General features: G+C 63.4%; 19 protein-coding genes. 16 read left to right on the plus strand and 3 right to left on the minus strand.

Translation table 11 applies throughout. The features are described from left to right. Positions 1 to 2: 2 nt before the first annotated feature. On the minus strand, positions 3 to 4,229 hold the full coding sequence (hrpA, locus tag AC4BCN_RS23140) for an ATP-dependent RNA helicase HrpA (protein ID WP_490491847.1): 4,227 nt from the start codon (positions 4,227 to 4,229) through the stop codon (positions 3 to 5). 56 nt (positions 4,230 to 4,285) lie between these two features. Between hrpA and argA the strand changes: the two genes are divergently transcribed. After that, positions 4,286 to 5,596: an amino-acid N-acetyltransferase gene (argA, locus tag AC4BCN_RS23145; RefSeq protein WP_490491848.1), complete on the plus strand. Its 1,311-nt coding sequence runs from the start codon at positions 4,286 to 4,288 to the stop codon at positions 5,594 to 5,596. Between the two features lie 40 nt (positions 5,597 to 5,636). On the opposite strand, the gene kdsA is transcribed toward argA, so the two are convergent. Beyond that, positions 5,637 to 6,485, minus strand: a complete 849-nt coding sequence (kdsA, locus tag AC4BCN_RS23150) for a 3-deoxy-8-phosphooctulonate synthase (protein ID WP_490491849.1) — start codon at positions 6,483 to 6,485, stop codon at positions 5,637 to 5,639. Positions 6,486 to 6,704: 219 nt separating this feature from the next. On the opposite strand from kdsA, the gene AC4BCN_RS23155 reads away from it, so the two are divergent. Then, positions 6,705 to 6,977: an oxidative damage protection protein gene (locus AC4BCN_RS23155; RefSeq protein ID WP_034750797.1), complete on the plus strand. Its 273-nt coding sequence runs from the start codon at positions 6,705 to 6,707 to the stop codon at positions 6,975 to 6,977. Between the two features lie 167 nt (positions 6,978 to 7,144). Beyond that, positions 7,145 to 7,681 (plus strand): DUF6622 family protein, encoded by a 537-nt coding sequence (locus AC4BCN_RS23160; RefSeq protein WP_490491850.1) that lies wholly within the window; start codon positions 7,145 to 7,147, stop codon positions 7,679 to 7,681. 47 nt (positions 7,682 to 7,728) lie between these two features. Here the strand turns inward: AC4BCN_RS23160 and rpiA are convergent, their stop codons facing one another. Beyond that, positions 7,729 to 8,406, minus strand: a complete 678-nt coding sequence (gene rpiA, locus AC4BCN_RS23165) for a ribose-5-phosphate isomerase RpiA (protein WP_490491851.1) — start codon at positions 8,404 to 8,406, stop codon at positions 7,729 to 7,731. A gap of 207 nt (positions 8,407 to 8,613) precedes the next feature. Here rpiA and AC4BCN_RS23170 point away from each other — a divergent pair, with 207 nt between their 5' ends. The 13 genes from AC4BCN_RS23170 to cpaB all read left to right on the plus strand — a co-directional run bounded on the left by AC4BCN_RS23170 (position 8,614) and on the right by cpaB (position 18,537). Continuing rightward, a complete protein-coding gene (locus AC4BCN_RS23170; protein WP_490491852.1) occupies positions 8,614 to 8,982 on the plus strand; it encodes a response regulator in 369 nt (122 codons plus the stop codon). A 2-nt stretch (positions 8,983 to 8,984) separates the two neighbouring features. Further along, the gene (locus AC4BCN_RS23175) at positions 8,985 to 9,611 is read left to right on the plus strand and encodes a chemotaxis protein CheC (protein WP_092711326.1); all 627 of its coding nucleotides are present in this window, start codon (positions 8,985 to 8,987) and stop codon (positions 9,609 to 9,611) included. Positions 9,612 to 9,616: 5 nt separating this feature from the next. Continuing rightward, entirely contained in the window at positions 9,617 to 10,576 is a 960-nt protein-coding gene (locus tag AC4BCN_RS23180) for a diguanylate cyclase (RefSeq protein ID WP_490491853.1), read from the plus strand. Positions 10,577 to 10,725: 149 nt separating this feature from the next. After that, positions 10,726 to 12,393, plus strand: a complete 1,668-nt coding sequence (locus tag AC4BCN_RS23185) for a sensor histidine kinase (RefSeq protein WP_128142249.1) — start codon at positions 10,726 to 10,728, stop codon at positions 12,391 to 12,393. After that, positions 12,390 to 13,091, plus strand: coding sequence for a response regulator (locus AC4BCN_RS23190; RefSeq protein WP_223278976.1), 702 nt, complete (start codon positions 12,390 to 12,392; stop codon positions 13,089 to 13,091). Before AC4BCN_RS23185 ends, AC4BCN_RS23190 begins: the two co-directional genes overlap by 4 nt. A 242-nt stretch (positions 13,092 to 13,333) precedes the next feature. Continuing rightward, complete coding sequence (locus tag AC4BCN_RS23195) at positions 13,334 to 13,480, plus strand: hypothetical protein (protein WP_157814672.1); 147 nt, start codon at positions 13,334 to 13,336, stop codon at positions 13,478 to 13,480. Between the two features lie 82 nt (positions 13,481 to 13,562). Then, on the plus strand, positions 13,563 to 13,733 hold the full coding sequence (locus AC4BCN_RS23200) for a Flp family type IVb pilin (RefSeq protein WP_490491854.1): 171 nt from the start codon (positions 13,563 to 13,565) through the stop codon (positions 13,731 to 13,733). 95 nt (positions 13,734 to 13,828) lie between these two features. Continuing rightward, positions 13,829 to 14,002: a Flp family type IVb pilin gene (locus AC4BCN_RS23205; protein WP_456150718.1), complete on the plus strand. Its 174-nt coding sequence runs from the start codon at positions 13,829 to 13,831 to the stop codon at positions 14,000 to 14,002. Then, positions 13,999 to 15,069, plus strand: a complete 1,071-nt coding sequence (locus tag AC4BCN_RS23210; RefSeq protein WP_490491855.1) for a phosphatase PAP2 family protein — start codon at positions 13,999 to 14,001, stop codon at positions 15,067 to 15,069. Before AC4BCN_RS23205 ends, AC4BCN_RS23210 begins: the two co-directional genes overlap by 4 nt. Continuing rightward, entirely contained in the window at positions 15,066 to 15,653 is a 588-nt protein-coding gene (locus AC4BCN_RS23215) for an A24 family peptidase (protein ID WP_223278975.1), read from the plus strand. Before AC4BCN_RS23210 ends, AC4BCN_RS23215 begins: the two co-directional genes overlap by 4 nt. Positions 15,654 to 15,693: 40 nt before the next feature. Next, the gene (locus tag AC4BCN_RS23220; protein WP_490491856.1) at positions 15,694 to 16,314 is read left to right on the plus strand and encodes a methyltransferase family protein; all 621 of its coding nucleotides are present in this window, start codon (positions 15,694 to 15,696) and stop codon (positions 16,312 to 16,314) included. Between the two features lie 31 nt (positions 16,315 to 16,345). After that, positions 16,346 to 17,692 (plus strand): DUF8689 domain-containing protein, encoded by a 1,347-nt coding sequence (locus AC4BCN_RS23225; protein ID WP_490491857.1) that lies wholly within the window; start codon positions 16,346 to 16,348, stop codon positions 17,690 to 17,692. Continuing rightward, positions 17,689 to 18,537, plus strand: a complete 849-nt coding sequence (gene cpaB, locus AC4BCN_RS23230; protein WP_490491858.1) for a Flp pilus assembly protein CpaB — start codon at positions 17,689 to 17,691, stop codon at positions 18,535 to 18,537. The genes AC4BCN_RS23225 and cpaB overlap by 4 nt, the downstream gene beginning before the upstream one ends. Positions 18,538 to 18,557 lie beyond the last annotated feature (20 nt).

The raw sequence follows: 18,557 nt of genomic DNA on the forward strand, positions 1-18,557 counted from the left end.
CATCACCGCTGCATCGACTCCCATACTTTCTGCAGGCGTTTGGCAGACACCGGCATCGGCGTCCGTAATTCCTGCGCAAACAGCGACACGCGCAGCTCTTCCAGCATCCAGCGGAAGTCGACCAGTTTCGGGTCCGTATTCTTGCCGGCCTGGCGGTCCTTGGCCTGGCGCAGATACGGCGCAGCGGCCGATTGCCATTCGGCCATGAGCTTGGTGTCGCGCGCGGGGTCGGCGCGCAGTTTTTCCAGGCGTACGTTGATCGCCTTCAGATAGCGGGGGAAATGCGCGAGCTGCGTGTACTCGTTTTCCGTCAGGAAGCGTTTATGCACGAGGCCTTGCAGCTGCGACTGGATATCGGTGGCGGCCGCTGCAGGAATATTCTGCAGGCGCTTGGGCAAGCCGTGGAATTCCGTCAGCACTTGCGACAGCAAACGGGCGATTTCATTGACCAGCAAGACCAGGCGCGACTTGCCCTCCGCCTGGCGCTTGGCGAAGGAAGCGGCGTCCAGCGGCAGCGGATCTTGCAGGCAGGCGATGTCGAGCGCCTTGTTGATGATTTGCTCGCGCAGCTCTTCCTGCGAACCGAGGGCCATGAATTGCATGCCCATCTGCTGCAAACCGGGGATGCTTTTCTCGACGTATTTGATCTGCTCCTTCATTTGCAGCGCGAACAGGCGGCGCAAACCGATCTTGTGCGTGCGGGCGGCCACGGTCGGGTCGTCAAACACTTCCAGGTCGCAATGCGTGCCCTTGTCGACCAGCGCGGGGAAGCCGATCAGGGTCAGCTTGCCCTGCACGATTTCGAGCAACTCCGGCAATTCGCCAAAGGTCCAGCCCGTCAAGCCCATGTGCTGCGAAACGGTGGCATTGCCGGACGCTGGCGCGGCAGCAGCAGCTGCGCCCTTGGCCGGCGTACCACCCTTGCCTGCCGCCGCATTGGCGGCGGCGCCCTGCGCCTGCGCCTGCAGCCGCGACGCCACTTGCGCGCCCGCCACCTTGGCACCGGGCGTGCCCGTGCCGGAAACGCCCGACACTTCAGCCAGTTTCTGGAAACTCTGGCGTGCCTGGCCGCCGAATTCCGCCTGCAAGGTGGCCAGGTTGCGGCCCATGTCCAGCTGGCGGGCATGCTCGTCGATCACCTTGAAATTCATGAAGTGATGGGCAGGCAGGGTTTCCGGCTTGAAGTCCGTCGTCAGCACATTGATCGTGATCTGCGTGCGGATGTCTGCGATGATGGCGTCGATCAAGTCGCCGCGGCCAAACACGCCCGCTTCATGCACGCGCTCGCAGAATTTCGCCGCATAGTCGGGCAGCGGCACGCAGTGGCGGCGCAGCTTTTGCGGCAGGGATTTCAGCAGCAGATGCACTTTTTCCTTCAGCATGCCCGGCACCAGCCATTCGCAGCGCTCGCGCGGCAACTGGTTCAAGGCATACAGCGGCACGCTCAAGGTCACGCCATCGCGCACGCTGCCCGGCTCGAAGTGGTACGTGAGTCCCATTTCCAGGCCCGTCACGGACATGGTTTTCGGGAACAGGTCCGTCGTCACGCCGGCCGCCTCGTGGCGCATCAGCTCTTCGCGATTCAAATACAGCAGCTTCGGATTGTCGCGCGTGGCTTCCTTGTGCCACTTTTCAAAACCGGCGCCATTGCACACGTCGGCCGGCAGCAGCTGGTCGTAGAAGGCGGCGATCAGTTCATCGTCGACCAGCACGTCCAGGCGGCGCGACTTGTGCTCGAGATTTTCAATGTCCTTGATCAGCTTGTGGTTGTGCGCAAAGAACGGCGCGCGCGTGTCGAAGTCGCCGCCCACCAAGGCGTCGCGGATGAAGATTTCGCGCGCTTCCGGCAAATTGAAATTGCCGTAATTGATGCGGCGCTGGCTGTACACCACCAGGCCATACAGGGTCGCGCGTTCGGACGCCGTCACTTGCGCCGAGCGTTTTTCCCAGCGCGGCTCGCCCCACGATTTCTTCAGCAGGTGCTCACCGACTTTTTCCAGCCACTCGGGCTGGATCTGCGCCACGCAGCGCGCATACAGGCGCGTCGTGTCGACCAGTTCGGCCGCCATGATCCACTTGCCCGGCTTTTTCAGCAGCGAGGAACCGGGCCAGATATGGAACTTGATGCCGCGCGCGCCCAGATATCCGGCGCCCGGCTCGTCCTCGCCCTTGAAGCCGATATTGCCCAGCAAACCGGTCAGCAAGGCCATGTGCAGATTGTCGTAGGTGGCCGGCGCTTCGTTCAATCGCCAGCCCTGCTCCTTGACGATGGTCAGCAGTTGCGAATGCACATCGCGCCATTCGCGCAAGCGCATCTGTGACAGGAAATTCGTGCGGCAATTGTCTTGCAGCTGGCGGTTGGTTTTCTTGTGCTCGATGGCCGATTCGAACCAGCGCCAGATTTTCAGGTAGCTCAAGAATTCCGACTTTTCATCGGCGAATTTCTTGTGCGCCTCGTCGGCCGCCTGCTGGTGTTCCATCGGGCGGTCGCGCGGGTCTTGCACGGACAGGGCCGAAGCGACGATCAGCACTTCCGTCAGACACGCGTTGTCGAGCGCGGCCAGGATCATGCGGCCCACGCGCGGATCGAGCGGCAGCTTGGCCAGCTTGTTGCCCAGCGGCGTGAGTTTATTCACCTCATCGACGGCGCCCAGTTCCTGCAGCAGCTGGTAGCCGTCGGCCACCGCGCGCGCCAGCGGCGGCTCGATGAAGGGGAAGGTTTCCACGTCCGTCAGGTGCAATGACTTCATGCGCAGGATGACGGCGGCCAGCGAGGAGCGCAGGATTTCCGGCTCCGTGAATTTCGGGCGCAGCAAATAATCCTGCTCTTCGTACAGGCGGATGCAGACGCCGTCGGCCACGCGGCCGCAACGCCCGGCGCGCTGGTTGGCGGCCGACTGGGCGATAGGCTCGACCTGCAATTGTTCGACTTTATTGCGGTAGCTATAGCGTTTCACGCGCGCCAGACCCGCGTCGACCACGTAGCGGATGCCGGGCACGGTCAGCGAGGTTTCAGCCACGTTGGTGGCCAGCACGATGCGGCGCGCATTGCTGGTTTTGAAGACGCGCTCCTGCTCCTCGGCCGACAGGCGTGCGAACAGGGGCAAAATCTCCACGTGCGGCGGATGGTGCTTGCGCAGCGCTTCGGCGCAGTCGCGGATTTCGCGCTCGCCCGGCAAGAACACCAGCACGTCGCCCGAGCCGATGCGGCACAGCTCTTCCACGCCATCGACGACGGCATCCATCAGGTCGCGCTTTTCGCGCGCAGCAGCCGTGCGCTGGCCAGGTTTGTCAGGGTTGGCGGCGCCGGGCATGGCGACCTGTTCACGCTCGACGGGACGGTAGCGCACTTCCACCTGGTACAAGCGGCCCGACACTTCGATCACGGGCGCCGGCTTTTCCGGCGTGCCGAAATGCCGCGCAAAGCGTTCCGCATCGATGGTGGCCGACGTGATGATGATTTTCAGGTCGGGCCGGCGCGGCAGCAGCTGCTTCAGGTAACCAAGCAGGAAATCGATGTTCAGGCTGCGTTCGTGCGCTTCATCGATGATGATGGTGTCGTAGTTTTTCAACAACGGGTCGGTCTGCGTCTCGGCCAGCAAGATACCGTCCGTCATCAGCTTGACGGACGCGCCACTTCTCAAGGTGTCGGCAAAGCGCACCTTGAAACCGACCGTTTCGCCCAGCGGCGTGCCCAGTTCCTGGGCGATGCGCTTGGCCGTCGACGAAGCAGCGATACGGCGCGGCTGCGTGTGGCCGATCAAGCCTTTTTGGCCACGCCCCAGCTCCAGGCAAATCTTCGGCAACTGGGTCGTCTTGCCGGACCCCGTCTCGCCCGAGACGATGATCACCTGGTTGTCCATCAAGGCCTTGGCGATTTCCGCGCGCCGGCCCGAGACGGGCAAGTCTTCCGGATACGTAATTGGCGGCAGCGGATTGCGGAACGCCTTTTCCGCTTCGCGCGCGGCGCGGGCTGCGTCACGACTTTCGCGCTCTTCGCGGCTAGCCTGGTCCTCGCGCGGCGGGCGCGCGGCCTGGGGCTTGCCCCTCCCACGCTGCTGCTGTTGCTGTTTCTGTTGTTCCGCGCGCGGCTGCTGCTGCCTTTGCTGGCTCACGGGCGGGCGCTGGCGGCCCTGCGCAGGCGTGGCGGCAGGCGCGGCAACATCCCCGCTGGCGGGCACATTTGCAACGTTGGAAGGAGGGGAAGACTTATTGCTGGCTGAAGACATTGTTTTTTACAGGTATTTTAAGCGCGCACATCGCGCAGCGAATTATAATGCGCTTAATGGAAAACCCTACCCAATTCGTCCAATGGCTGCGCTCCGTCGCGCCCTACATCCACGCCTTTCGCGGCAAGACCTTCGTGGTCGCCTTCCCCGGTGAACTCGTCAGCGCCGGGGCGCTGCAGGTGTTGGCCCATGATTTGTCCCTGCTGCATGCGCTGGACATCAATGTCACCGTCGTCTACGGCTCGCGGCCGCAGGTGGCGGAACAGCTGGCCTTGCGTAACGTCGAAGGCCGCTTCCACAATGGCGTGCGCATCACGGACATCGCCGCGCTGGAATGCGCGAAGGAAGCCGCCGGCGAGCTGCGCCTCGATATCGAGGCCGCGTTCAGCCAGGGCTTGCCGAACACGCCCATGTCGCATGCGGCCATCCGTATCATTTCAGGCAACTTCATCACGGCACGCCCGCTGGGCGTGATCGATGGCGTGGACCTGGAACTGACGGGCATCACGCGCAAGGTCGACGCGGAAACCATCCATTCCATCCTCGGTTCGGACGGCCTGGTGCTGCTCTCGCCGCTGGGCTTCTCGCCCACGGGTGAAGCGTTCAACCTCACCATGGAAGACGTGGCTTGCAGCGCCGCCATCGCCCTGCACGCGGATAAACTGATTTTCATTACCGAAACGCCAATGATGGAAGACGCGACGGGCGTGGAAATCCGCGAACTGTCGTCGCACCAGGCCGAAGCCGTGCTGATGGCCGGCTTCCTGCCCGACGCCACGGCGTTTTATTTGAAACATTGCGTCAAGGCCTGCCACAACGGCGTCGAGCGCTCGCACATCGTGCCGTTCTCGATGGATGGTTCGGCCCTGCTGGAATTGTTTACCCATGATGGCGTGGGCACCATGATCAGCCATGAAAACCTGGAAAGCCTGCGCCAGGCCACCATCGAAGACGTGGGCGGCATCATCAAACTGATCGAACCGCTGGAAGCGGACGGCACCCTCGTCAAGCGGGGCCGCGAGCTGATCGAGCGCGAAATCGATTATTTCTCCGTCATCGAGCATGATGGCGTGATCTTCGGCTGCGCCGCCCTGTACCCGTTCCCCGCGCAAAAGATGGCGGAAATGGCATGCTTGACGGTCAACCCGGAAGTGCAAGCCCAGGGCGACGGCGAACGCATCCTGAAACACATGGAAAACCGCGCGCGCGCCGCCGGCCTGAACAAATTGTTCGTGCTGACCACGCGCACCTCGCACTGGTTCAAGAAGCGCGGTTTCGTGCCAGCCACCGTCGACGACTTGCCGAAGGACCGCCAGCATATGTATAACTGGCAGCGCAAGTCGCAGGTGCTGATCAAACCCTTGTAAAACGAAAAAGCCTGGCATGCCAGGCTTTTTTGCATTGAGATCAACASCGGATATTCAGCGGCGCAAACGATTTGACCAGGTCGTCAAGCGCCTTCAATTGCGCCAGGAATGGTTCCAGCTGGTCCAGCGGCAAGGCGCTGGGGCCGTCGCAGCGGGCATTGTCGGGATCAGGATGGGCTTCCAGGAACAGGCCGGCGATGCCGACGGCCAGGCCGGCGCGGGCCAGGTCCGCCACTTGCTGGCGGCGGCCGCCCGAAGCGGCGCCACCGGGGTCGCGCTGCTGCAGCGCGTGCGTGACGTCGAAGATGATGGGCAAGTCGTCGCACGTCTTCTTCATGACGCCAAAGCCCAGCATGTCGACCACCAGGTTGTCGTAGCCGAGGCAGGTGCCGCGGTCGCACAGGATCAATTGATCGTTGCCCGCTTCCTTGAATTTCTCGACGATATTGGCCATCTGGCCAGGGCTCAAAAATTGCGGCTTCTTGATGTTGATGACTTTGCCTGTTTTTGCCAGGGCCACGACGAGGTCCGTCTGGCGCGCGAGGAAGGCGGGCAGTTGCAGCACGTCGACCACTTCGGCCACCTGCTGCGCCTGCCATGGCTCATGCACGTCGGTAATCACGGGCACGCCGAACGCCGCCTTGACGTCCTGGAAGATGCGCATGCCTTCTTCCAGGCCCGGGCCGCGATAGGAATGGATCGAAGAGCGGTTGGCCTTGTCGAAGCTGGCCTTGAACACATAGGGAATGCCCAGTTTTTGCGTCACGCGCACATATTCTTCGCAGGCGCGCATGGCAAGATCGCGCGATTCGAGCACGTTGATGCCGCCAAACAGCGCGAAGCTGCCGGTATTGCTGACGTCGATGCCATGGACTTTCACTGAGGTCATAGGGATTCCATATTGGTTAATTATTACTACTTGCTTGGAAGAGGCGCAGCCAGCGGCTGGCGCGATAAGGCATCTTACTAGCTGGGGCGGCGCAGATCAAATTTGATCCAGCGCAAGGGCGCGGCAAACGGCGTGTCGCCAGGCCGCGACGGCCCCGCGAGGGCAGGCGCAAAGTGCCTTATAATCACGCTTTATCTCTACACTGATTCAGGAGCACAGATGGCCCGCACGATCCACTGCATCAAACTCAACAAGGAAGCCGAAGGACTGGATTTCCCGCCGTACCCGGGCGAACTGGGCAAGAAGATTTACGAATCCGTGTCGAAAGAAGCATGGGCTGCCTGGCTCAAGCACCAGACCATGCTGGTCAATGAAAACCGGCTGAACCTGGCCGACGCGCGCGCCCGCAAATACCTGGCCACGCAGATGGAAAAGCATTTCTTCGGCGATGGCGCCGATGCCGCCATGGGTTACGTGCCGCCAACCGAGTAAGTTTTATCGCTTGCCCGTGACCACGTCACGGGCAGTTTCGCCTGCGTTTCACGCCCGCCTCCGCCGTTTCACGGCACTGCCTCCCCGTTTCATCGCACACCGCTCGCCGCTCATGCCGCCGGCTGGCACAGTACGTCCATCGACAACCTCTTTCCAAGGCGGACACCATGTTGCAGCAAATCTTCAGCCACACTCCCCTCTACGTCTGGGCCATCCTGGGCTTTCTCGTCTACCGGGGCGTGCTGGCCAGCCGCGCGCGCGAAGTGACTTTGCGCAAGCTGTGCATCATTCCCCTGGTGATGCTGGCGCTGTCGCTGAGCGGCGTGCATGGCAGTTTCGGCTTCGATGGCGTGGCGCCGTTCGCCTGGACAATCGGCGCCCTGGCCGGTGCGGCGCTGGCGTGGACGCTGACCGATGCGCGCAAGATCGTCGCCATTCCCGAACGGAGCAGCGTGCAGCGTCCCGGCAGCTGGGTGCCATTGATCCTGATGATGAGTATCTTCTGCATGAAATATGCGGTGGCCGTGACTCTGGCCATCGCCCCAGCCTACGCCCATGCGCCCGGCTTCATCGCACCTGTCTGCCTCGCCTATGGCTGCTTCAGCGGCCTCTTCCTCGGCGGCTTGCTGCACACTGTGGCCGTGTACCGGGCTGTGCAAAGTGAAGGCTGGGGTCAGACCCGGCGGGGGAATGCGCCCCAGTGAGGCGCATTCCGATCACGCAGTGACTGACCCCGGATTTCTGCTGCGTATCAGTAGGCCAGGGTACGCACGCCTTCCGGCATGCCCAGCAAGCAGACATTCGCGCCGCGCACGGCGAACAGGCCGACGGCGATGACGCCGACGATCTGGTTGATCTGCTGTTCCAGCGCCACCGGGTCGGCAATTTTCAAGCCCAGCACGTCGATGATCTCGCCGCCGTTATCCGTAATGAACGCTTGATCGCTGCCCGCCTTCAGGCGCAAGCGTGGCGTGCCGCCCAGTGCGGCCAGCTGGCGCGAGACGGCGGCGCGCGCCATCGGCACCACTTCCACCGGTAGCGGGAAGGCGCCCAGGGTATCGACGAGTTTGGAGCCGTCGGCGATGCAGACGAACTGTTTCGCGACGGATGCGACGATCTTTTCACGCGTCAATGCCGCGCCGCCGCCCTTGATCATGGCGCCGCTGGCCGTGATTTCATCGGCGCCATCGATGTAGACGGCGATCGATTCAACGTCGTTCAAGTCGAAGACGGGAATGCCATGACCTGCCAGGCGCGCGGCCGTCGCTTCGGACGACGCGACCGTCCCCTTGATACGGTCCTTGATCTTGGCCAGTTCATCGATGAAAAAGTTGGCGGTGGAACCGGTGCCGACACCGATGATTTCACCGTCCACCACATAGTTAATGGCGGCGCGGGCTACAGCTTGCTTCAATTCGTCTTGGGTCATGGCAAAAAAAGGCTAAAGTGAGGAATGCCGCTATTTTAACGGATTGCCAGCCCGGCCAGCCGGCCATGATGACGGGCCATGCGATGGAATACAACAGGGAAGCGGGAAACCTTTGCCCCAGGGCAATTCCCAGCCAATTACACTCTATGCCCCCTAAAATATGCGAAAATGGCACGATTGCCCGATATGACGTTCCAGGAATAGCACATGAATCACAGTAAACAGGTACTTGTTGTCGATGACAGCCGGGTTTCACGTTTGATGTCGCATCAGTTCATCCTCAGCAAACATGCCGACTGGCAAGTGATTGAGGCGGCGACGGGTGAAGAAGCCCTGGAAAAAGTCAAGACCATCAGCCCTGTGCTGATATTACTGGATGTCAACATGCCCGGCATGGGCGGCGTGGCGGCGGCGGAACAATTGCGCGCACTGTGCCCGCATACGCACATCATTCTCGTCACGGCCAACGTGCAAAACGCCATCCGCAACCGCGCCACTGAGCTAGGCGTCGGCTTCATGGAAAAACCGATCACGGAAACGCGCATCCACCAGCTGATCGCGTCACTGGGACTGTGAGCATGGTCAATCTCTCCGAACTCGAGAACGATGCCCTCGTAGAGATATTCAACATCGGGGTGGGCCATGCGGCCGCCGCGATGAGCGAAATCGTCAATGAAGAAGTCACCATGTCGGTGCCGTCGATCACCTTCCTGAACCGCGCCGACGCGGCTGCCTTGCTGGGGAGCAAGAAGGACGGCGAACGCATCTGCGGCGTCAGCCAGCATTACGATGGCGCCTTCGCCACCGAAGCCATCTTGATGTTCCCGGAAGACAAGAGCCTGGAAATCGTGCGCCTGATGGTGGGCGACGCCATGCCGCTGCAGGAACTGACGGAAATGGAACAGGAGGCGATGAGCGAAATCGGCAACATCATCCTCAATTCCTGCGTGGGAACTTTGGCCAACCTGTTCGACAGTGAACTGCATGGCTCGCTGCCCCTGTACCACGTGGGCACCAGCGCGGAAATCCTGTCCTCGTTCGGCGGCCACGATGACGACGCCGTCGTGCTGATGCTGCATATCGACTTCGTGCTGTCCAAGCACCAGATCCACGGTTATGTGGCATTCGTGCTCGACCTGTCCGCCTTGCACGACCTGAAGCAGCAGGTCAGCCGCTATCTGGCCAAGGTCCTGGGACAGGCGTGACGATCATGCCGGAGGCCTTGCACCGACTCGCCCTGCTCGAGAGCATACTCGGCGCCGTCAACCTGGGCGCCATCGTGCTCGACGAACAGCACCGCATCGTGCTGTGGAACCACTGGATGGCGCGCCACTCGGCGTGCCAGGCCGAGGCCGTGCTGTGCCAGGATTTCTTTGCCGTCTATCCGGAATTGCGCCACAAGCGCATAGCCTCGGCCATCACCCAGGCCCTGCGCGACAATTTCCAGTCGCTGCTGTCGCAAACCCTGCACAAGGCGCCGTTCCCCCTGTACACGCATGGCGCGGCCGAAGGTCGGGAGCGCATGCAGCAGGCGATTGCCGTCACGCCGATCAATTTGCCCGGTTCGCCGCGCCACTGCCTGATCCAGATCAATGATGTGACCATCGCCGTGGGCCGCGAAAAGCTGCTGCGCGAACAAACCATGGTCTTGCGTTCACAAACCTTTGCCGACGGCTTGACGGGCATCGCCAATCGCCGCCACTTCGACGTGGCGATCGAAAAGGAAATGCGGCGCGCCATGCGCACGGGCAGCCCGCTGTCGCTGCTGATGATCGACATCGACCATTTCAAGGATTACAACGACCATTACGGTCACCAGCAGGGCGATGACTGCCTGATTCGAGTGGCGGCCGAACTGGCCGCCATGCTGCAGCGCCCCACCGACTTGCTGGCGCGCTATGGCGGCGAGGAATTTGCCGCCATCCTGCCCGACACGGACGCGGCGCAGGCGCTGCGCATGGCCGAGGCGATCCGCGAACGGGCGGCCGGGCTGCGCATTCCGCATGCCAAGACGGGCAATGAGATCAAGCACATCACGGTCAGCATCGGCATCGCCACCCAGCACCCGCAGCAGCAGCCGACCATCGCCGCCCTGATCGGCGCCGCCGACCGCGCCCTGTACCTGGCCAAGGGCCCCGGTCCCCACCTAGTGCCGATGCAGACGCCATAAAAAAAGCAACGCCGGACAAAGGATTCCAGTAGACATCTTTCCGGCGTGTGCGTAGACTCGTCAGTGATTGCAGCAACAACAACAAGAATTTATCTGTGGTATCTATCCCTGCGCATGGCTCACCATGCGGGACACGGCCAGGAGCGCTTGTGAATCTCGATCCTCCCCTCAAATCCGGCTTGCCGGGTGCTGGCATGGATACGACCATGGTGAACGGCATGCGCCTGCTGCTGTCGAGCGCCACCTTGCTGACCCTGTTCATCGACCCCGAAAGCGCCGGCAAGCTGAGCAAGATTACCTGGCTGATCTTTTCCGCCTACACCATGCACAGCCTGCTGCTCTACGTGCTAGCCGTGCTGGGCCTCAGCCTGCCCCAGGATATCTTGCTGTACTGGCTCGACGTGGCCTGGTATGCGCTGATCGTGTTTTCCACCAGCAGCCACAACACTTTATTCTTCCTGTTTTTTTTCTTTGCCATCCTGACCTCGTCGTTCCAGCGCGGCTTCGAGGAAGGCGCGCGCGTCACCCTCGCTTCGGCCGGCCTGTTCGCCGCCACGGCGCTGTTCGGCGAAACGGACGCGGAACTGTCGCGCCTGCTGCTGCGGACCACCTTCCTGCTGGCGCTCGGCTACATGATCGCTTACTGGGGTGGTTCGGCCATCACGCAGCGCAGCCATCTGGCGCTGCTGCGCGATGTCAGCCAGCTGTCCAATCCGCGCTTCGGCGTCGACCAGACCATTACCTCGGTGCTGGAAAAAACCCGCAGTTATTTCAACGGCCGCAGCTGCCTGCTGATCATGCAGGACAAGGGCACGCGCGTCTGGTCGCTGCGCAGCGTGCTGCAAACGGCAACGGGCGTCGTGCACACCAGCTCGCTCCTCAGCGACGACGCGGCCAGTCCCCTGCTCGCTTTCCCGCACGATAAAATCGCGCTGTACAACCAGCCCGCCGGCCCCTGGCTGCCGTGGATAGGCGGCGCGCGCATGCTCGAGCCCGACAGCGGACGCTGGCTGCGGCATGACGACGCGGCGGGCGCCCGCCTGGCCGAACTGCTCGAAGCGCACGCCTTCATCAGCGCGCCGCTGCCTCTGCGCAATGGCAAAGGCCGCATCTTTATCGTCTCCGCCACCAGCATGAGCAAGACGGATGCCCTGTTCCTCAGCCATATCGGCGCGCAGGCGTTTCCCGTCATTGAAAACATCAACCTGCTCGACCGGCTGGCGTCGCAGGCGGCCTCGCGCGAACGCGAAAAGATCGCGCGCGACCTGCATGACACGGCCGTGCAGCCGTATATCGGCTTGCGCCACGGCCTGGCCGCCTTGCGCAACGAAGCCACGCCGGGCAATCCGCTGCTGCCGGAACTGGAAAAACTGATTATCATGTCAGGCCAGGTGATCGCCGACCTGCGCAGCTACGCGCGCACGTTCAAGAACGGGCAAGTGCAAAGCGAGCCGGAACTGCTGGTCGCACTGCGCCGCCAGGCCACGCAGATCCGCGAATTCTATGGCATCGACATCGCCCTGCAGATCGAAGGCGACCTGCACATCAACGACCGCCTGGCGGCCGAGGTGTTCCAGATCGTCAACGAGGGCATGAGCAATATCCGCAAGCATACGTCGGCGCGCCACGGCGCCGTCAAGCTGACCTGCGTGCAGGGCGCGCTGCACATCAGCATCGACAACGAATGCGCCGCCGCGCACGTCCCCGATTTCCTGCCCGACTCGCTGGCCGAGCGCGCCGCCGCCCTCGGCGGCACGGCCCGCGTCACGCATGGCATGCTGGGCAACACCTCCGTGCAGATCGAGATCCCCATATGAATGACGTACGCCACATGCCACCGGCCAGCCATGTCATCAGCGTCATGCTGGTGGACGATCACAAGACCATGCTGTGGGGCCTGGAGCGGCTGATCGGTGGCGAACACTCGGGCATGCGCGTGGTCGCCACGGCGTCCGACGGCACCGAGGCGCTGGAGCAGGCGAAAGCGCTGCAACCGGATGTGATCGTGCTGGACCTGGACCTGGGCGGCATCAGCTCGCTGTCCATCCTGCCCGCGCTGGCGCAGAGCGGCGGCACGCGCGTGCTGGTGCTGACGGCCAGCCACGACCAGGCCGTCCTCGACCAGACGGTGCTCAAGGGCGCACGCGGCATCGTCAGCAAGGATGCGCCGGCGGAGATGGTCCTGAAGGCCATCGAAAAGGTGTACCAGGGCGAGCTGTGGCTGGAACACGCGATGCTGGGACGCATGCTGACGCAGCTGACGCAGCCCGGTGGCGGCTCGGCGCAAGCGATCGCCATCGCCAGCCTGACCCTCAAGGAAAGAAAGATCATCGCCGCGCTGGTGCACGGCAGCGGCACGCCGGCCAAGCTGCTGGCGGACCAGCTGTTCATCTCCGAACACACCTTGCGCAATCACCTGACGTCGATCTACCGCAAGCTGGGCGTGTACAACCGCCTGGAACTGTACGCCTACGCCACCAAGCACCAGCTGGGCCAGTTGCCGCCCGGCGCCTGATCCTGCTGCATCCCCGCGCGGCTACGGCCGCGCATTTCCTCCCTGCCGCCCCTTCGCCAGCCACCGGCACGGCCGTTGCGTCTGCACGCCAGACTCGACCGTGACAATTGTCATGAAAAAAACAAGCAGTTCCTCCTTGCAATAAAAGGATGTTCTTCTGATGTAGATCAAGGTGCCAACTTCTATAGTGGATTTACCGGAGTGCAAATCACCGCACGGCCCACCACGACACGGAGCACAGCATGCGCCTTGACAAGTTTCTTCCGACCGCCCTGATCACCTATTTGCAGGGCAAGGAAAAGGCTGCGTTCTACCGCTATGCCCTGGTGGCGGCCCTCATGGCGGTGGTATGCATCATCGGACTGCTGGCACTGGGCGAAAGCCCATGAGAACGCCAGGTCGTAGCACCAGGAAGCAACACTGTCATGCCGTTTTACCCACCGCCGTACCTTAACCACACCAGGAGTTGTCATGAACCTCATCAAAAACTTTATCCGCGAAGAAGATGGCGTCACCGCAATCGAGTACGGCCTGATCGCTGCCCTGATTGCCGTGGTGATCATCGCCGCCATCACCATCGTCGGCACGCAGCTGAAAAAAACCTTCAGCACCATCGGTACCAAGCTGACCACCGCCAACTGACGCGGTGCTGTCCGGGCCGGCCCAGCGCCAGCCCGGACTACGCTTTCCCCCCATTCCCGGCACGCCCACCTTGACGACGCATAGCGAGGCCCATCGTGAAATATCTCTTCAGCCGTGTATCCGACGAGTCCGCCGTCACAGCGATCGAATACGCGCTGCTGGCGGGCCTGATCGCGGTCGTGCTGGTCATCACGATCACCGTGCTTGGCGACCAGGTCAAGCTGCTGTTTGTCTACGTCAAGGACCAAGTGGTCCTGGCCCTGTCATGAATACCCTGCGCCTCTCGCTGCGCACCCACCGCGCCCTGCTGCTGATCGTGCTGCCGTACGCCGCCGTGGCGATACTGCTGGCCGGCGGCCTGCCCAGTGCCTCGGACATCCTCAACGTGCTGGCAGGCTTCCTCGTGGCCATCCTCACGGGCCCCGTCTTCATCCTGTGCGGCTACACCATCCACGTCATGGTGATGAAACGCCCGCACCGCCTGTGCCACTATCTGTACCACGATCTGCGCCGCTACCTGAGCAACGAGCGCCTGCTGCACGCGCTGCCGGCCATGCTGCTGATCCCCGTCTTCGCCTCCAGCTTCACCGTCATCAAGGGCGCCATCCCGCGCCTGCACCCCTACACCTGGGATGCCACCCTGTCCGCCTGGGACGTCGCGCTGCATGGCGGCATGGCGCCATGGGAAAGGCTGCAGCCGCTGCTGGGCCACCCGCTCGTCACGGGCTTGCTCAACTTCAGCTACCACTTCTGGTTCTTCCTGTTCTACGCCATCCTGTACTGGCTCATCCTCGACACGCGCCGCCCGCTGCTGCGCATGCAGTTCCTGCTCAGCTTTGCACTGACCTGGATCGTCCTGGGCAGCATCATGGCCGTGCTGTTTGCCTCGGTCGGCCCCTGCTACTACGGCCACCTGCACGCCAGCGATCCGTATGCGCCGCTGATGGCTTACCTGCATGACGCCAACCAGCACGTCCCCGTCTGGGCACTGCAGGTGCAGGAGATGCTGTGGCAAGGCTATCAAAGCAAGGGCGCGAACGGCGAGCTGGGCATCTCCGCCATGCCCAGCATGCATGTGGCCACGGCCATGCTGATGGCCATCGTGGGCTGGAACGTCAACCGCGCCGCCGGCATCGCCCTGTCCGCCTTCGCCGTACTGATCCTGCTCGGCTCCATCCACCTGGGCTGGCACTATGCGCTCGACGGCTATGTCGGCGCGGCCGGCGCGGCCCTTGTGTGGCACCTGGTGGGACGGCTCTTGGGCAGCCAGGCCGCGATACCGGTCGTGCACCTGGCCACGGCGCCCTGCATGGGCAAGGAAGGACTGACATCATGAACGCCCACCTGCCCATGCTGCTGTGCCTGGCCGTGCTGGCCACCCTGCTCGCTGCTGCCCTGTGGCACGACCTGCGCACGCGCCGCATCCCGAACCGGCTGGTGCTGTGGGGCACCCTGGCGGGCTTGATCCTGAACAGCTTCGTGCCATCGGGCGCCGGCCTGTTCGACGCGGCCTTCGGCGGCCTGGGACTGCTGCAGGCGCTGGCCGGCGCCGCTGCCGGACTGGCCCTGCTGCTGCCCATGTATCTGCTGCGCGCCCTGGGCGCCGGCGACGTCAAGCTGATGGCCATGTGCGGCGCCTTCCTGGGACCCGACGCCGTGCTCGAAGCGGCCTTGCTGACCTTCCTGTGCGGCGGCGTGCTGGCTCTGGCAGCCGCGCTGGCCGGCCAGCGCCTGCGCCAGGTATTGAAAAATACCTACCACATGATGCTGGGCGCACTGCTGCACAGCCTTGCCGGCGGCGCCGCCACGATCGCCGAACCGCCGCCTGCCACCGGCAAGCTGGCCTACGCCTTCGCCATCGCCAGCGGCACCCTGCTGCAAGTGCTCCTGCATTACAACCACCTGTGGAGCCTGCGCTGAAACGCGCCGCTCCGACGACCCGCCACCCTAGGACCCGACCATGGACACCCTCGCCACCTTCTGCCACTCGCGCCACGCCAGCCTGCTCACCAGCATCGCCATGGCTTGCCTGTGGGCGTTCTTCGCCAGCGCCCACGTGGTGGGATTCCTGCACAGCGGCGACTGGAGCTATCTGCTGTTCTGCGCCGCCGAAACCCTGGCCGCCCTGTTCTTCATCGTGCGTTCGGCCCCCGTCAGCGTCTCGACCGATGCGGGCGACTGGCTGCTGGCCATCGGCGCCACCTTCGCCCCCTTCCTCTTCGCGCCAGCCGACATGGCCATCTGGCCCGGCGCGCGCTACCTGCTGGCCGTCGGCAGCCTGCTGCAGATCGCCGGCCTGCTGTCGCTGAACCGCAGCTTCGGCCTGGTGGCGGCGCAGCGCGAGATCAAGACGGGCGGCGTCTACCGCGTGGTACGCCATCCGCTGTATGCCAGCTACCTGATTTCCCTGAGCGGCTACCTGCTGGCCAACACCTCGCTCGCCAACACCGCCATCTATGTGGCGACGATGACGATGATGGTGATGCGCCTGCTGCGCGAAGAGCGCTTCCTGTCCACCGACGTGCGCTATCGCGTCTACATGCGCCAGGTGAAGTACCGCCTGCTGCCCTTCATTTTCTGATATCCGGCCACCTGAGCGAGGAGCATCCATCATGCCTGACACCTATCCAGAACGCAGCGACGGCGGCGGCGTCGAACCGGCGGCCAAGCGCGCGCCACGCACGGTCGAGGAAACGGGATTGCCCTTCCTGTTCCTGGTCGAACTGCTGGTCAAGATACTCTTCCAGCGCGGCCAGATCGGCCTGCCCGCCCTGTCGACGCACGTGAAACTGGGCGCCGGCGTGCTCGAGCCGCTGCTCACCTTCATGCGCGCCGAAAAACTGTGCGAAGCGCGCCGCAACGGCGGCAGCGGCACCGACGCCGACCTGTCTTATCTGCTGGGCGACCAGGGCCGCCTGCGCGCCGCCGAATACATGCGCCGCAATGCCTACAGCGGTCCCGCCCCCGTCACCCTGGCCGATTACAGCAACCAGGTGCTGGCGCAAAGCGTGGCGGACATGCAGGTCACCCGCGACGACGTGCAGCGCGAATTTCGCAACGTGGTGGCCAGTTCGGCCGTGCTCGACCAGCTGGGCGCGGCCATGAATTCCGGACGCGCCCTGTTCTTCCACGGCCCCGCCGGCAGCGGCAAGAGCTACCTGGCCGAGCGCCTGAACGGTCTGCTCAGCGGCGCCATCGCGCTGCCCCATGCCGTGATGGTCGACGGTGAAGTGCTGCCCTTCCTCGACCCCATGCTGCACACCGTGTCGCGCGGCGGCCCCGTGCCGTCCGACCCGCGCTGGGTGCGCGCCGAGCGCCCCGCCGTGCTGACGGGCGGCGAGCTGACGCTCGACATGCTGGACCTGCAATTCGACCAGGGCACCCGTTTGTACCAGGCGCCGCCGCACCTGAAGGCCAACAACGGCATCTTCATCATCGACGACCTGGGCCGCCAGCGCTGCTCGCCCGTGGAACTGATGAACCGCTGGATCGTGCCGATGGCGCGCCACATCGATTACCTGTCGCTGCACACGGGCTACAAATTCCCCGTGCCCTTCGACGTCATCGTCGTGTTCTCGTCGAACCTGGCGCCGCAGCACCTGGCCGACGATTCCTTCCTGCGCCGCATCGGCTACAAGATCCACGTCGGCCCCCTGAGCGCCTACCACTACCTGGCCGTGTTCCGCAGCACCTGCGCCCAGCTGGGCATCAATTTCGACGAAGCCTCCTACACCTATCTGCTGCACCTGCACAGCCAGTACGGGCGGCCCTTGATGGCCTGCTATCCGCGCGACATCCTCGCGCAGATCTGCGACCAGGCACGCTATGAAAACCACGCGGCGCAGCTGTCGCCGGAAGGGCTGCTGTGGGCATGGAAAAACTATTTCGGCAGCGATGACGACCTTGCAAGCACACACACCGGACCGGAAGCGGTCCAGCACAAAGGGGAAGCAAAATGAGAAACGCACGCGCTCTGACGATGATGGCCATTGCGGTCATCCTGGCGTTCGCCGCGGTCATCGTGGCCGCGCGCTGGATCAATGCCCAAGCCTCGGGCAACATCAACAAGGTGGCCGTGGCCCAGGTCGACATCAGCCTGGGCGCGCGCCTGACGCCCGACATGGTGCGCATGGTGGACTGGCCATCGAACGCGCTGCCGCCGGGCGCCATCAACGATCCGAAACTGCTGGAAACGCGCGTCACGCGCACCAGCATCCAGCACGGCGAACCTATCATGGAAGGCAAGCTGGCGCCTCCCGGCACGCAGGGCGGCCTGTCGGCCGTCGTCGCCGAAGGCAAGCGCGCCATGACCGTGCGCGTCAACGATGTGGTGGGCGTGGCCGGCTTCGCCCTGCCCGGCAACTTCGTCGACATCCTCGTCAACACCCAGGGCGAAGGGGCGCGCAAGACGCCGGACCGCGATCCGAACATTTCCAAGATCGTGCTCGAACGCATCCTCGTGCTGGCCATCGCCCAGGAATCGAGCCGCGACGACACCAAGCCCAAGGTGGTCAACGCCGTGACCCTGGAGCTGACGCCGGACCAGGCGGAAAAACTCGACCTGGCACGCAGCGTGGGCACCCTGTCGCTGGTGCTGCGCAACCAGATCGAGGACAAGCCCGTCAACACGGAAGGCGCCACCAAGTCCAGTTTGCTCGATGAAAAAGTCGCCATGGCAGCCCCCGCCGCCATGGTGCAAGCCAAGCCGCTGCCACGCCGCCGTCCCGCCGCCGCACCCGCGCCAACGGCCGGTCCAAGGGTCGATGTCATCAAGGGGCTGGAACGCAGCTCCCAACAATTCTAACCTGCACCAGAGGAGTCACG

The sequence above is a fragment of the Janthinobacterium sp. Bl 1 genome, assembly GCF_058215535.1.